At 51.8% G+C, this 15,478-nt stretch carries 11 protein-coding genes and 1 pseudogene; 6 read left to right on the forward strand and 6 right to left on the reverse strand.

All coding sequences use genetic code 11. The annotated features are described in order from the left end of the window. Positions 1-51 precede the first annotated feature (51 nt). The gene (ppsA, locus tag AGRI_RS03210; protein ID WP_008983572.1) at positions 52-2,427 is read right to left on the reverse strand and encodes a phosphoenolpyruvate synthase; all 2,376 of its coding nucleotides are present in this window, start codon (positions 2,425-2,427) and stop codon (positions 52-54) included. A 133-nt stretch (positions 2,428-2,560) separates the two neighbouring features. On the opposite strand from ppsA, the gene ppsR reads away from it, so the two are divergent. Further along, complete coding sequence (gene ppsR, locus AGRI_RS03215; RefSeq protein WP_008983573.1) at positions 2,561-3,370, forward strand: posphoenolpyruvate synthetase regulatory kinase/phosphorylase PpsR; 810 nt, start codon at positions 2,561-2,563, stop codon at positions 3,368-3,370. A 65-nt stretch (positions 3,371-3,435) separates the two neighbouring features. Here the strand turns inward: ppsR and AGRI_RS03220 are convergent, their stop codons facing one another. Continuing rightward, positions 3,436-4,785: a class II 3-deoxy-7-phosphoheptulonate synthase gene (locus AGRI_RS03220; protein ID WP_008983574.1), complete on the reverse strand. Its 1,350-nt coding sequence runs from the start codon at positions 4,783-4,785 to the stop codon at positions 3,436-3,438. An 89-nt stretch (positions 4,786-4,874) separates the two neighbouring features. Further along, positions 4,875-5,375: a low molecular weight protein-tyrosine-phosphatase gene (locus AGRI_RS03225; protein WP_008983575.1), complete on the reverse strand. Its 501-nt coding sequence runs from the start codon at positions 5,373-5,375 to the stop codon at positions 4,875-4,877. Between the two features lie 68 nt (positions 5,376-5,443). Here AGRI_RS03225 and AGRI_RS03230 point away from each other — a divergent pair, with 68 nt between their 5' ends. The 4 genes and pseudogenes from AGRI_RS03230 to AGRI_RS03245 all read left to right on the forward strand — a co-directional run bounded on the left by AGRI_RS03230 (position 5,444) and on the right by AGRI_RS03245 (position 9,932). Then, complete coding sequence (locus AGRI_RS03230; protein WP_008983576.1) at positions 5,444-6,079, forward strand: response regulator transcription factor; 636 nt, start codon at positions 5,444-5,446, stop codon at positions 6,077-6,079. A 50-nt stretch (positions 6,080-6,129) separates the two neighbouring features. Continuing rightward, positions 6,130-7,039, forward strand: a pseudogene (locus AGRI_RS16765) (AAA family ATPase). After that, positions 7,036-7,980 carry a DUF58 domain-containing protein gene (locus AGRI_RS03240; RefSeq protein ID WP_008983579.1) on the forward strand — a complete coding sequence of 315 codons (945 nt, stop codon included), beginning with the start codon at positions 7,036-7,038 and terminating at the stop codon, positions 7,978-7,980. Before AGRI_RS16765 ends, AGRI_RS03240 begins: the two are co-directional and overlap by 4 nt. Continuing rightward, positions 7,974-9,932: a transglutaminase TgpA family protein gene (locus tag AGRI_RS03245; RefSeq protein WP_008983580.1), complete on the forward strand. Its 1,959-nt coding sequence runs from the start codon at positions 7,974-7,976 to the stop codon at positions 9,930-9,932. The genes AGRI_RS03240 and AGRI_RS03245 overlap by 7 nt, the downstream gene beginning before the upstream one ends. A gap of 20 nt (positions 9,933-9,952) precedes the next feature. On the opposite strand, the gene AGRI_RS03250 is transcribed toward AGRI_RS03245, so the two are convergent. The 3 genes from AGRI_RS03250 to AGRI_RS03260 form a co-directional block, all read right to left on the reverse strand. Then, positions 9,953-10,195: a TIGR02647 family protein gene (locus tag AGRI_RS03250; RefSeq protein WP_008983581.1), complete on the reverse strand. Its 243-nt coding sequence runs from the start codon at positions 10,193-10,195 to the stop codon at positions 9,953-9,955. Between the two features lie 112 nt (positions 10,196-10,307). Then, positions 10,308-13,592 carry a S41 family peptidase gene (locus AGRI_RS03255; protein ID WP_008983582.1) on the reverse strand — a complete coding sequence of 1,095 codons (3,285 nt, stop codon included), beginning with the start codon at positions 13,590-13,592 and terminating at the stop codon, positions 10,308-10,310. 156 nt (positions 13,593-13,748) lie between these two features. Then, positions 13,749-14,879 (reverse strand): pyridoxal-phosphate-dependent aminotransferase family protein, encoded by a 1,131-nt coding sequence (locus AGRI_RS03260; RefSeq protein ID WP_040291366.1) that lies wholly within the window; start codon positions 14,877-14,879, stop codon positions 13,749-13,751. A 205-nt stretch (positions 14,880-15,084) separates the two neighbouring features. Between AGRI_RS03260 and AGRI_RS03265 the strand changes: the two genes are divergently transcribed. After that, positions 15,085-15,423 (forward strand): zinc ribbon domain-containing protein YjdM, encoded by a 339-nt coding sequence (locus AGRI_RS03265; protein WP_008983584.1) that lies wholly within the window; start codon positions 15,085-15,087, stop codon positions 15,421-15,423. The last annotated feature ends 55 nt before the right edge of the window (positions 15,424-15,478 follow it).

The following is a 15,478-nucleotide window of genomic DNA, read 5'->3' on the forward strand; positions in this document are numbered from 1 at the left end:
AATCTGAAATCCCGCTAAATAGCGGGATTTCGACTTGAAGTTAACTATAGATTAGTTGCCATACTTTTCAGCAAGATACAACCAAGTATCGACCACAGTGTCCGGATTTAGCGACACGCTTTCAATGCCCTGATCCATTAACCAGGCGGCAAAGTCTTCATGATCCGACGGCCCCTGACCACAGATACCGATGTATTTGCCCTTGGCTTTACAGGTCTGAATCGCCATCTCCAGCAGCTTTTTAATTGCCGGATTGCGTTCATCGAACAAATGCGCGATCAGGCCACTATCGCGATCCAGACCCAGCGTCAGCTGGGTTAAATCGTTCGAACCAATTGAAAAACCGTCAAAGTATTCTAAGAATTCCTCAGCTAAGAGCGCGTTGGATGGCAGCTCACACATCATAATGACGCGCAGACCATTTTCACCACGTTTTAAACCATGTTTCGCCAACAGCTCAATCACCCCTGAAGCTTCTTCCAGGGTACGGACGAATGGGATCATCACTTCAACATTGCTAAAGCCCATTTGGTTACGTACCCGTTTTAACGCCTCAACTTCCAGTGCAAAGCAGTCACGGAAATCCTCTGACAAATACCGCGAGGCACCGCGGAAACCGATCATCGGGTTCTCTTCATGCGGCTCGTACTGCTGACCGCCGATAAGATTGGCGTACTCGTTCGATTTAAAATCGGACATCCGCACAATCACTTTCTCCGGCGCAAAAGCACAGGCTAAGGTCGCGATACCTTCAGTTAGCTTAGCGATATAGAATTCAACCGGGTTGGCATAGCCTGCGGTCATCTCATCGATGGTCGCTTTTAGCTCCGCACTTTGGCTTGCGTAATTCAGCAGTGCTTTGGGATGCACGCCAATCATCCGGTTGATAATAAACTCCAGCCGCGCCAAACCAATACCAGCATGCGGTAAGCGTGAAAATGCAAAGGCACGCTCCGGGTTACCGACGTTCATCATCACTTTCAGATCCAGTTTCGGCATCTGATCAACCTGGCTGGTTACCACGTTAAAGTCTAATAAGCCCTGATAGACAAAACCGGTATCACCCTCGGCACAAGATACAGTGACTTCACTACCCGCCTCGATTTTCGCAGTGGCATCACCACAACCGACCACAGCAGGAATGCCGAGCTCACGGGCAATAATAGCGGCATGACAGGTACGGCCGCCCCGGTTGGTAACGATAGCGGAAGCGCGCTTCATAATCGGCTCCCAATCCGGATCCGTCATATCGGTGACCAGCACGTCACCCGGTTGGATTTGATCCATCTGCGAGATGTCTTTTAGCACCTTAGCCACACCACGGCCAATCCGCTGACCAATAGCCCGCCCTTCTACCAGAACAGGGCTCTTACCCTGTAACTGGTAGCGTTCTATGCTGTTGCTATCTTCACGGCTTTTTACCGTTTCTGGCCGCGCTTGTACAATATAGAGTTTGCCGTCGATGCCGTCTTTGGCCCATTCGATATCCATTGGCCGGCCATAATGTTCTGCAATAATCACTGCCTGTGCGGCCAACTGCTGCACTTCGCTGTCAGTCAAAGAGAAAGCGCGGCGTTCAGCCTGTGCCACATCAACAACCTGCACCTGTTTACCATGGCTTTGTTCAGCTGAATACACCATCTTAATCAGTTTACTACCCAGGCTACGTTTAACCACTGCCGGGCGACCTGTGGCCAGCGTCGGTTTATGCACATAGAATTCGTCAGGGTTAACGGCACCCTGCACTACCATTTCACCCAGGCCATAGGATGAAGTGATAAAGACCACATCTTCAAAACCTGATTCAGTATCGATACTAAACATCACCCCTGAAGACGCCAAATCAGAGCGCACCATCCGCTGCACACCGGCAGATAAGGCGACGCCACGGTGGTCATAACCCTGATGCACCCGGTACGAAATGGCACGGTCATTAAACAGCGACGCAAATACATGTTTAATTGCGACGATCACCGCATCATAGCCGCGCACATTGAGGAAGGTCTCCTGCTGGCCAGCAAAGGAAGCATCTGGCATATCTTCAGCCGTCGCCGAGGAGCGGACGGCAAAAGAGACATCCTGCGACAAATCCGGGTGCAGTTGCTGGTAGGCGGTGCGAATCGCTTGTTCCAGCTCTGGCTGAAACGGGGTATCAATGACCCATTGCCGGATCTGTTTACCGGCCTGCGCTAGTGCCTGTACATCGTCAACATCCAGGGTATCGAGCAACTTATAAATGCGCTCATTAACACCACTTTGTTCGAGAAACTGGTTAAAAGCGTACGCCGTGGTGGCAAAACCACCTGGTACCTGTACACCGGCCGAGGCCAGATTACTGATCATTTCGCCTAAAGAAGCGTTTTTACCGCCCACCCGATCTACATCATGCATACCGAGGTCTTGATACCAAATGACGAATTCTTGCACCTTTCTCTCCAATTTTTGTTGCCAAGCAGGTAAGCTTACAGCAAGGGTTACAATCGCAGCGATTTTACACTTTGGTTGCAGCTAAGAAAATGTTTAATTTTCATGTAGTTTTATTACGAAAAACGGAGAAAATGTGCGTACTGCTTTTTATATTTCCGACGGCACAGCCATAACAGCAGAAGTCTTTGGTCACGCGCTGTTAACCATGTTTCCGGCACAGTTTGAGCACGTTACCATCCCTTTTGTCGAGACACCGGAGACGGCACAACTGGTGGTGCAGCGGATTAATGATTGTTATAAAACTACAGGATTAAAGCCTTTAGTCTTTCATACCTTTGTTGATGAACAGCTGCGGTTGCAAATTAAGCAAAGTCAGGGCATCTGTTACGACTTTCTCAATGCCTTTGTGGAGCCGTTACAGCAGGAATTGCAGCTGGCGCCGGTACCGAAAACCCATCGCACCCACAGCATGCATGAAAAAACCTATGACTTTCGGATTGATGCGGTGAACTTTGCGCTGGCCAATGACGACGGCGCTAATATGAAGAACTTTAGTCAGGCTGATATTATTCTGGTTGGGGTAAGCCGCTCCGGCAAAACCCCCACCAGCTTGTATCTGGCACTGCAATACGGCATTAAGGCGGCAAACTATCCTTTTGTTGAAGAAGATATGGAAGCACTGCGTTTACCGTCTGAGCTAAAGCAGCATAAAAGCAAGCTGTTTGGATTAACAATTAGCGCTGAGCGGCTAAGTCAAATTCGGGAACAACGCCGGCCAAATAGCCGTTATGCCTCGGTGCGGCAATGTGCGTTGGAATTAAAAGAAGTTGAACGGCTGTATCAGCGGGAGCAGATCCCATTTTTAAACTCAACCCAGTTATCGATTGAGGAGATCTCAGCCAAAATCATCGCTATGACTGGCTTAAAACGGCAGAAGTATTAGTGCGTTTGGGGTAGCAGCAGTACAGAGAAAAAGCCCTGACGGCAGACGCCGCCAGGGGCTTAAGCTTATTTGCGGGCGGCGCTTAGCGTATCGGCAATTAAAAACGCTAATTCCAGCACCTGATCGGCATTTAAACGCGGGTCACACTGGGTGAAATAACGACTGGATAAATCGCTTTCACTTAAACCATAAGCACCACCGGTACACTCCGTCACATGTTCACCTGTCATCTCCAGGTGAATACCGCCGGCATGGGTGCCTTCGGCTTTATGCACAGCAAAGAAATTCCGGATTTCACGTAAAATGGCTTCGAAGTCGCGGGTTTTATAATCGTTGCTGGCTTTCACGGTATTGCCATGCATCGGATCCGAACTCCAGACTACTTTGCGTCCTTCTTGTTTCACCCGCCGCACCAGCGCCGGCAGTTTATCTGCCAGTTTATCGGCCCCCATCCGGGTAATCAGCGTCAGACGTCCTGCCGTGTTATCCGGATTTAGCGCATCAATCAGACGAATTAAATCATCCTCCTGCATGCCCGGGCCGACTTTCACCCCGACCGGGTTATGAATGCCGCGGAAGAACTCAATATGCGCATGATCCAGTTGCCGGGTACGCTCGCCAATCCACACCATATGGGCGGAGCAGTCATACCATTTACCCGTTAACGTATCACGCCGGGTTAAGGCCTCTTCGTAATTCAGCAACAAGGCTTCATGTGAAGTAAACAGCTGGGTTTCCCGGATCGATGGCGAATTTTGTGCGGTGATGCCACAAATTTCCATAAAGCGCAGCGCTTCCTGGATACGGTTTGCCACGCTCATATAGCGCTCTTTCAGCGGGTTACTCTCAACGAAACCCATATTCCAGCGCGCAACCTGATGTAAGTCAGCTAAACCACCCTGGGCAAAAGCGCGCAGCAGGTTCAGTGTCGCCGCCGAATGATGGTAAGCCGTAACTAAACGCGCCGGATCCGGCTCGCGGGCTTCCGCGGTAAACTCAAAACTATTGACGATATCACCACGGTAACTGGGTAAACTGACGCCGTTAATCGTCTCCAGGTCACTGGAACGTGGTTTAGCATACTGGCCGGCCATGCGGGCAACCTTAACCACCGGTAAGCCACCGGCAAAGGTCAGTACCACCGCCATCTGCATTAATACTTTGAAGGTATCGCGGATTTTCGGTGCATTAAAATCATTAAAACTTTCCGCACAATCGCCACCCTGCAGCAGAAAGCCATTACCCTCGGCCACCTGGCCGAGCTGACTAAACAAATCCCGCGTTTCCTGTGCGAAAACTAATGGCGGATATTTGTGCAGTTGCTGTTCTGTTTGCGTTAACAGTTGCTGATCCCGATACTGCGGTTGCTGCTGGATCGGCAGTTTGCGCCAGCTATGTGGCGTCCAGGTGGTCACGATGCAATTCCTGTAAGTTAGTTACACACCCGCTAAACTTATAGACTTCTGGACGTAAATTCAATCCCGCGAGCGGAGATTTTTCTGCTTTACACCGACTCTTCACGGCTGTCGAGCAAGGCGTCTTGTTGCAGTGCCAGCTGGCGTAACAACTGCTGACAGCTTTGTTCAATCAATTTCAGCACCAGCTCAAAGCCTTTACTGCCGCCATAATAGGGATCCGGAACTTCCTGATGCTTTTTGAAATCAGGATGATAGGACATCAGCAACCGCAACTTGTGCTGCAGTTCTACCGGGCAGCGCTCGGTTAAATCTGCCAGGTTTTGTTTATCCATCGCTAAGATCAAATCATAATAGACAAAATCATTCGGCTGCACCGGGCGTGAACGGATACCGTCAAACTGATAACCGGCAGCGTTACCCGTTCGAACTGAGCGTGGGTCCGGTGGCTCACCTTTATGACTGGCGCTGGTGCCGGCCGATTCTATTTCCAGGCTCAGGCCCTGCTCTGCAGCAAGCTGCCGAAATACAGAATGTGCGGTAGGTGAGCGGCAAATGTTGCCTAAACAAACAAAAAGTACTCTCTTCATGCGTCTTCGCTTTTCAAAACAGCGTCTGCCGTTATATAGTTAGGGTAATCGCGATAAAGGTAGCTGTTATGGAAAGATTTTCCCGCCTGATCTTACTTACTGATGAAACTGAACAACTCAGCACCTGCCGCCATGCGAAAGCAGCAGGAATTGACGTAGAGCAGTGCTCGCTGGCTACCTTTACCCAGCAACGTCAGTATAAAGGTATTCTTGCCGGTTACCAATTCAGTAGTGAAACCTCAGTCAAGAAAGGCTTTTCCGCTAAACTGCTTAGTGTTAGCCGTCAGGTACCGTTATTTTTATTTCAAGCCGAGCGTCAACTCATTGATCCAAACCGGGCATTATTTGCCGGCTTGCGTGGCGTACTGTACAACGACGAAAAACCTGACTTTATTAAAATCGCCCTGCAAACCATGATGTCCGGTCAGTTGTACTATGGTCGCAAAGTGATGTCGGATGCGTTGGACGCGTTATTTCAACTGCGCGAACAATCGAATCGCCGGATTAAGTTACCCTCGCTGCTGACGGATCAGGAACAACGGATCAGTATGTTAATTGCTGAAGGTGCCCGCAACAAAGAAATCGCCGAACAGCTCCAAATCAGTGCCAACACCGTAAAGGTACATGTCTCGGCCATTTTTAAGAAGACCCATAGCCGTAACCGTACCGAGCTGGTGCGCTGGTTACAGGAAGCATCAAACTAGGCTGTCTGTTGCACCTTTGCCTGACAGCCATCAGTGAATAAGGAGTCAGGGTGTTAGCAGACTTGCACCAAATCGAACAGCAGCTAAATCAGGTCATCCTGGGAAAAGCCACGCAAATCCGTCTTGCTCTGTGTTGTGTGCTAGCCCAGGGCCATCTGTTACTCGAAGATCTGCCCGGTATGGGTAAAACTACCCTCGCCCACGCGCTGGCGAATGCCTTGGGTCTGAGCTATAAGCGCGTGCAATTTACCAACGATTTACTGCCGGCTGATTTACTGGGGATGAATATTTACGATACCCGGTCAGCGCAATTCTATTTTCAACCCGGGCCCATCTTTAGTCAGGTTTTGCTGGCTGATGAAATTAACCGTGCCAGTCCAAAAACACAAAGCGCCCTGCTCGAAGCGATGGAAGAGCGCCAAGTCTCAACCGATGGCGAAAGCCGGCCTTTGCCTGAACCCTTTTTTTGTCATTGCAACGCAAAATCCGCATTTTCATTCCGGTACCAACGCCTTACCGGAATCACAACTCGATCGTTTCCTGTTCAGGCTTGCGCTGGGCTTTCCGGGCGCCGAGGCAGAAAAGCAGTTACTGCGCGATGATAGCAAGGGCTCCCGGCTGAGTTTGATTAAGCAAGCTCTCAGCGGGCAACAATTAATCAGCATGCAGCAGCAGTTACAGCAGGTGCAGATTACCGAGCCACTATTGGACTATATTTTGGCACTGATCCGGGCGAGCCGGCAACAGACAACAATGTTGCCGTTATCGCCAAGGGCCGGCAAAGGTTTAGTCCGGGCGGTAAAAGCACTGGCATTTTTAGCCGGCCGGGATTATGCCACTGCTGATGATGTGCAAACCTTGTTTCCGTACCTGGCTGAGCATCGCCTGAACCCGCAAAGTGTGGCCGGCGTATCGCCTTTTAGTCAGCAGTTGCTGGAACAAACGCCCTGTCCGCTATGAATTGGCCGGGCTCTTTAGCACTTCGTCGTTACTTCTTGCGTTATTTGGATCGCAAGCAGCCGCCACTGCCTGCACTAACCTTGACGCAACAGCGGATCTATATTCTGCCCAGTCGGCTCGGGCTCTGGTTTGCCGTGTTAGTAGTACTGTTATACTTACTGGGTACTAACTATCAGAATAATCTGATCTTACTGTGCAGCTTTATGTTGCTAAGTTTGTTGCTGCTGACCATGCTGCAAGCGTTTTATAACTTGTATCGGCTCAGATTAGCCGTGCTGGCCGATGCCCAAACCTATGCCGGTTCGCCCGGCGCTTTACCACTCAAGCTGCAAAGCCGGGATTGCCGGATGTTACAGTTAGGACTCTATGGCCAAAAACTGCAGCAATTGTTACCAAATCTGCAAGGCGAACAACAGTTCAACCTGCAGCTGCCGGTGCTGCCACGCGGTTGCTACAGCTTGCCACGCCTGAAGTTAAGTAGCCAATTCCCATTTGGGTTATTCAATTGCTGGAGCTATCCGGCGCTGTCTGCGCAGTTGTGGGTCTATCCTGCGCCAATGCCACCCAATGATTCAGTGCCATTATCCGCAGCGGATCCCGGGCAACAACGCGCTACAGTACAAACCGATGCCGATCAGTTAAAGCCCTATCAAGCCGGTGACTTACCGAGCCGTATTTTATGGAAAAAACTGGCGACGCATCCGGAGCAACCTGTTGTCAGGCAAATTCCACTGGCAGCTGCCCGTTCTGAGCAATGGGTTCAGGTACCGGCGTTAACTGGCCCGGCTTTAGAGCAGGCCTTAAGTATGGCCTGTTATCAATTACAACAGCTGGAGACAACTGGCAGTCAGTACGGCTTAATGTTGCCCGGTAAGACTCTGGCACTGGGTCGGGGCCAGCGCCATCTGACCAGCTGTTTACAGGAGCTGGCGTTATGCTAGCGCAGGAACTGCAGCTGAGCCGCTCGTGGCGAGGGGTGGCGGCCTTATTGCAGGCGACAATACTGCTGCTGTACCAACCCGCCTTTAACGCCCTGACTACCGGGCTTTTTGCATTACTTTTGTTGTGGCTCGCTATCAGGCTATGGCAACAGACCAAACCACTTAGCGCTCGGCAAATTAACTGGTTATTAGCCCCGGTTTTGCTGTTATTGCTGCTACAAACCCGAAGTTTGGGGGCGCTAAATCTGATGTTTCACGTGCTATTGCTGGCGGCAATTGGTCGTAGTTTTAGTCTGCAGCTACGCCGTGATGCGGTACAGCTCGTTTGGGTGCAGTATTTTGCCATCAGTTGTGCCTTTATTTTCCATCAGCAAATACTGTTGGCTGGCCTGATCTTTGGCTTACTGGGTGTCAACCTATACCTGCAGTTTCAGCTGTTTGCCCCCAATGGCCAGCCGTTACGGTTAGCGCCGTTGGTAAAAACCAGTATGTTAGCGTTACCGCTTTGGCTCGGCTTGTTCTTACTGTTTCCGCGTTTACCACCTCTTTGGCAAATGCCGAATCAGCAGCAAGCCGTTACCGGCCTTGGTAATGAACTCGATCCCGGCAGTATTGAGCAACTAGTGCAAAGCGATGCCACCGCCTTTCGGGTAAGTTTTGATGGCGCACCGCCAGCGCGACAACAATGGTACTGGCGGGCTAAAGTCTACGAGGAGTTTGATGGCCGACGCTGGTTGCAACATAGTCGTTTTGATCGCCGTCAGACAGTCGCGCCAGCAACCACCACCACAGCCGTGGCCGACGCTCAGCCATTAACCTATCAAATTTTGGCAGAGAGCAGTTTTCAGCGCGATCTGTTTAGCCTGGGATTGCCCGTAAGCTGGAGCGACAATATCAGGCCCAGACCCGCCGCCTTGCTGCAAAGTAACCAGGTAATTAGCCAACGGTTAAGTTATCAGGTCAGCAGTGTGCTAAGCCCTATCCCTCTGGCGTCAGCGGCGGAACTGAGACTCAATTTGCAAACGGCAGCCGCTAATCCCCAAAGCCAACAATTAGCTGCCCAACTTAAGCAGCAACATGGTAACGATGGCCATGCGATCAGTGAGGCGCTGGCCAGGTTGTTTCGTGAACAAGCTTTTTATTACACCTTACAACCACCCCGCTTGGGTGCCAATGCGATTGATCAGTTTCTGTTTCAAAGCCGCAGTGGTTTTTGCAGTCACTACGCGTCAGCCGCGGCTATGCTATTACGCGCGGCCGGCGTGCCGGCGCGGGTGGTTGGCGGCTATCAGGGAGGCGACTGGCAAACCAGCCAGCAGTATCTGATTGTCAGGCAGCGCGATGCTCACGCCTGGGTTGAGTATTTGCAGGATGGCTACTGGCATTTGTTTGATCCGACCGCCGCCATTGCACCGGAGCGAATTTTACAGGGTTTGGAGCAAGCGCTGAGCCAACCGGAACGTGAATTACTCAGCAGCTGGCAACCTGGCTGGCTGCAGCAGATGGCTCTGCAATGGTCGCATCTGGATTATTTGTGGTCAGTCTGGGTCTTGGGCTTTAATCAGCAGCAACAAACTGAACTTTGGGCGACCCTCGCCGGCTGGCTTCGATACTGGCCGTATATGTTGAGCTTTGCGGTATTGCTGGCGCTGATAGCGGCTGGCATTTGGTTTAAACAGTATCGGCAGCGACACCAGTTACTGCGTCAGGCGCCCGATTACTGGCGTAAACAGTTATTAGCCGTTTTACCAGCACCAGATCTGGCCAGCGAACCCTTAAGCCGCTGGCTCAATAAGTTGGCCGTCGCAAATCCGACACAAGCACCGGTACTAATGGCATTGAATCAGCATTATGAACAATTGATTTTTGCCGGTAAAACTGATGCGGCGCGTCATCTACAGCAACAACTTCAGTTAAACCATAAACAATTACGGACGCTAAAGCGCCCGTAATTGTCATTTATCCAGCCTGTCTAACTTTGTGTAGCGCCGAGAATCCGCAAGGTACTCTGTAACTGCTCAGCACAGTGAATGCCCAGATCGGTTAGATAACCGCCATCGGGCTGGCTAATCAAGCCTTTGGCATAAAGCCGGCTAATCGCCGCTAACACCTCAGGCTGTGCAACTTTATGCGCCTTGATCCCTGAATTAACACTGTCCAGATTAAACAACGCCAATACTTTTAGTTCTTCTATCAGCTCAGTACTAAATGGCATAACAACTCCTTCTTCGCCTTTACCAGGGACGGTTTACGCCGCTACCATTCCCACACTCAGCGCAAGCCGCCTGTATTCAAGATACGCCCGAAAGTTAAAAAAGCAAGCCTAATCAGCGTTTAATATCTTCCGCAATAGCCGGTGTAAGCGGTGCAGCCCGCAATGGCTGCACTGGCTGCTGCTTCAGTTGCTGCGTCAGATACTCAATCGCAGCCTCTAATTGCGCATCCTGGCCGTTAAAGCTGGCATAAGGCAAATTTACCACCTGCAGATCCGGCTCGACCCCATAGCCTTCGATAATATAGCGGCCGTCCATTGCGAATTGCGGGGTTTCTGCCACCCGCGCCACGCCACGATCCGCCAGTAAATTACGACCGGATAACCACACCCCGGCACCGGCGGTGCGTTGGCCAATTACCGGGCCAAGACCCAGGGCCCGCACTCCGGCAGAGAAGGTTTCACCATCGGAATAGGTTAAAGGATCGGCCAATACCACTAAATGACCACGAAACGCTTGTTGCATATTAGTATAGGGGGCACCATGGGTTGGCTGCCAAAACGACCAGGCGCGACGCAACAGCTTTTCGATAATCCAGCTATCAATATTGCCGCCGCGGTTACGCCGCACATCGATAATCAGGCCGTCTTTCTGGAACTGGGCATAAAACTCACGGGCGAAATTGGCAATATCCGCCGGGCCCATCGCATTCAGATGCAGATAGCCAAAGTTACCAGCGGAGGCACTGCTGACTTTTTGCAGATTCTGTTGTACCCAATCCTGATAGCGCAGCATCGCTTCCTGACCAGCCGGTATTGGCTCGACAATACTTTGTAACCGACTATTGCCCCGTAGCACTGCCAGCAACACCTGGCGACCGGCCTGATTACGCAGTGCGGTGGTCAGATCGGCGAGGTTGCTGATGCTTTGGCCATTAACCGCTGTGATCACATCACCAACCTGAATCACCACGCCGGGCCTGGCCAGCGGCGCGGCCTGCGCCGGTAATTCCGGATCCGTCTGATAGATATGTTCAATCCGTACCCCATCAGCCTGATTGCTTAAACGCGCACCCAGGCTGGCTGCAGCCGGGGCTACCGGATCTTCGCGATATTCACCGCCACGAACCTGTGAGTGCAAGGCATTAAGCTCGCCCATCATTTGTGACAGCAGATCATCCAGTTCATAGCGATCTGTCACGCGTTGTAATAATGGCTCATACTTTTCGCGCGTGGCCTGCCAATCCAGACCGCGCATTTGTTTATCAAATAAGAAATCGCGGTGCATACGCCAGGCATCATTAAACATTTGCCGCCACTCAATCACAGGGGATATCGCAAGCCGCAACGCCGCGGTATTAAAGCGGGCATTACTCAGATCAGTCGGTAACTTATCACTTGCCGGAACCAACAGCAGCTCACCGCTATTGTTCTGACCGGCTTTTTGAATAAACAATTGTTTACCATCAGCAGAAAGCTGATAACCCGCCACACCCTTGGTCAGATTGCTGCTCTTAACCCCGGTTTTAGCGATATTGACACTGATCAGGGTCGCGGCATTATCTCCTTGCTCGCGACTTAATAAATATAAGCGCTCGTTATTCAAACTGAGGCTACGGTAATTACCCGCGTCCAGCGGCACTTGCCACAGCCGGCTGTTTAATCCCTGCCAGTCGACACGCTGCCCTCGCCGCCCTTGCTGGCTGTCGGTTGCGGCTTTATTGTCGCAGGTCACCAGTTCTTGCTCCGCGGCAAAGGGGAAACAGGCCTGCGTTTTCAGGCTAAGGGCAAAGATTTCTGCTCTTTTATCAAACATCGGCCCCAGGTTACGGTCGCCCCAGGGGCTGGAAGGGGTGGCGCGGAACTGGCGGTCAGATAAGAAATACAACCAAAGCCCATCCGGGCTAAATGCCGGCGCATAAGACTCATACTTATCACTGGTCAACACTTCACTGCGCTGCTCCGCCAGGCTGTACAGTACCACCTGACTGCGCGGTCGCTGCTGATGATTCAGGGTAAAAGCCAGTAACTGGCTATCCGCCGACCAGATCACATCGGCATAAGGGGAATGGCCCCAGCCTTGCTGATAAATTTTGCGGTTACTGCCGTTTTGTAAATCGAGCAACCAGAGATCGCCGTTTTTATCATCGTGCGCCAGATAACGGCCATCCGGCGACAGATGTAAGCCCCAGCGAAAGGTGCTGCCATCTTTTGTCAGTTGCTCTGAGCGAGCAGAGCCATCGGCCGCAAAGCGCCAGATTTCATTTTCACCACTGGCATCGTTAATGGCATAGACCCAGCTACCGTCATGACTTAACAACGCTTGCCGGGAACGACTCCCCTCCGGCGTGGCGATTTGCACCGTGCGTCTGTTGCCCTGGCCGACCAGCACCACCTGACTTCGCACGGTTAACACGGCTTGTTTGGTATTGGCATTGGCCGTGACATCAGTCAGGTAACGTAATGGCTGCTCCAGCCAACGCTCCCGCTGCTGTAAACGATCGGACGCCAGTTGCAGTTTTACTGGCTGCGTTTGATTGCTAGCTAAATCCAGTTGATAAAGATCGGCGCCGAGCTGATAGACCGCCTTGCCGTCGCTGACCGATAAGCGGCCAATACGCCAGTCTTGCTGGCGGGTGTGCTGCTGCAAATCCTGCCCGTTGAGCGCAACCGACCAGATATTCGTATTACCATCGGCATCACTGATAAAATACAGTCGACCTTGCCACAGCTGTGGCTGGCTAATTGAGCCCTGATGTTCTGGCAGCAGCCGCTCGGCTTCGGTGTTTGAGCCCAGAGTCCAACGCCACAGCTCGCCCATGGCTCCACCGCGGTAAACTTTGGCGTTGTCACCGGTTAGATGTAAACCAAAGCGGGTAAAAAACAGCGTATTGCTGCTTTCATCCAATTGACCACTATTCGCATCGGCCAAGGGTAACACTGTAGCGATGCCGGTTTGCGGATTAAGTAATTTCAGTTGCCAATAATTAACCGGGCCAACAGTATTATCGGTGGCGTATAACACCCGACCATCCGTTAAGCTTTGTTGCAGCCGCACCCGACTATTTTCAAATGTCAGCCGGCTGGCGGTCCCTCCGCTGAGCGGCAACTGATAAATCTCATCGGCACCATCGTAATTGGCAATAAAATACAGGGTCTGACCATCGCGTGCCAGCAATGGCTCGCGCTCCAGTGCCGGATGCGTAGTCAGTCGTTGTGTCTGTTGCTTATCCAAAGCACTGTGCCAGATGTCGCCTTCGGCGGTAAACACCAATTGATTTTGTTGTACAGCAGGGAAACGGTAGTAGCCTTCGCTTGCTGAGCTGGCCAGGGCCGGATTAAAGCAGGTAGCAAAACACAGAGAGAGCACGGTTAGCGGGAAACGGCGGCTGATAGCCATGGTTAACACCTCATTGCTGTTATATTGTTATTCTAATAGCCAGAAACTAACAGAATGCCGCTACCACGGGTAGTCACAGCCGCTCAAATGCCCGGAAAAAACGATAAAAAAAGCCAGCACTGAAACGCTGGCTTGTTGTTAAACCATCAACCCGAGCTAACGCAGAACTTCCCCCAGTGCCTGTAAACACAGCGCCACGTTCTCGCGCCGCGCGCCAAAGCCCATTAGCCCAATGCGCCAGGCTTTACCGGCCAGATCGCCAAGGCCAGCGCCAATCTCCAGGTTATAGTCGTTCAGCAAACGGCTACGCACAGCGGCATCATCCACGCCGGCCGGGATATAAATGGCATTAAGCTGCGGTAAGCGATAAGGCTCGGCCACCACAAAGTCGATACCAAGCTGGTGTAACCCCTGCTTTAATTGCTGATGCATCGCCTGATGTCTGGCCCAGGCTTGCGGCAGGCCTTCTTCGGCTAATAAACGCAGCGACTCATGCAGCGCATACAGCGTATTAACCGGCGCGGTATGGTGATAAGCCCGTTTCGCACCACCACTCCAATAGGACATTACCAGGCTTTGATCGAGGAACCAGCTTTGCACCGGCGTCTTACGTGCCTTGATTTTTGCCACCGCAGCCGGCGAGAAAGACACCGGTGATAAACCCGGTACGCAAGACAAACATTTCTGACTGCCGGAATAAATGGCATCAATGCCCCAGTCATCCACGCGCAGCTCGACACCACCAAGTGAAGTGACGGCATCCACAATACTCAGACAATCATACTGCCTGGCCAGCGCACAGAGCGCTTTGGCATCTGATAGCGCTCCGGTTGAGGTTTCCGCATGCACAAAGGCCAGAAAGCGCGCATCCGGGTGCTGTTTCAACGCATCTTCAACCTTAGCCGGGTCGACCGGTTCGCCCCAGCTATGATCGACCGTCACGGCAATACCGCCGCAACGTTCGACATTCTGCCGCATCCGTTCGCCAAAGACGCCGTTACGACAAACGATCACTTTCTCACCCGGTTCCACCAAATTGACAAAACAGGCTTCCATCCCGGCTGAACCCGGTGCGGAAATCGCCAGCGTCATCTCGTTGCGGGTTTGAAACGCATATTGCAGCAGTTGTTTCAGTTCATCCATCATGCCGACAAACAGCGGATCCAAATGGCCGACAGTGGGTTTACTTTGTGCAGCCAGCACCGTCGGATAGACATCAGAAGGCCCCGGGCCCATTAAAATACGCCGCGGTGGATTAAAGGCTGCGATAGTAGGTGCGGGGATCAGCGCCAGGGTCATAGATAAGCTCTCCTCAACTTAGCCTGCAAAGTGCGAGATAAACAAAGCGAAACGGTAGCATAACAAATTATCCGCGCCGTGGCGGTCTCAGCGCGGCATTTAGCTGAATAGCGAAGATAAAGCGCCTAAATACTGACAGGACAAGCCTGAGACTATCAACTATAATGCGCGGTTTTCCAAGTTGGAGTCTTGTATGCAAACCTTACCCGCCTGCCCCAATTGTCAGGCTGAATACACCTATCAGGATGGCGAGCTGTTACTTTGTCCGGCTTGTGGCCATGAATGGTCTGCGACTGAAACGCCCCACCCTGAGCAAGGACTGCAAATCCGCGATAGTGCCGGCAACCTGCTGCAGGACGGCGATACCGTTACCGTAATCAAAGATTTAAAAGTGAAAGGCTCTTCGTCAGTCGTGAAAATCGGCACTAAGGTGAAGAATATCCGGCTGGTATCAGGTGATCATGATATCGACTGCAAAATTGATGGTTTTGGCGCTATGAGCCTGAAGTCGGAGTTTGTACGTAAGGTTTAACTGGCGGTAGCGCACCATAAAGCAAACACCCCGCTAGAACGGGGTGTTGCAGATT

The sequence above is a fragment of the Alishewanella agri BL06 genome, from assembly GCF_000272005.1.
GTDB classification, from domain to species: domain Bacteria; phylum Pseudomonadota; class Gammaproteobacteria; order Enterobacterales; family Alteromonadaceae; genus Alishewanella; species Alishewanella agri.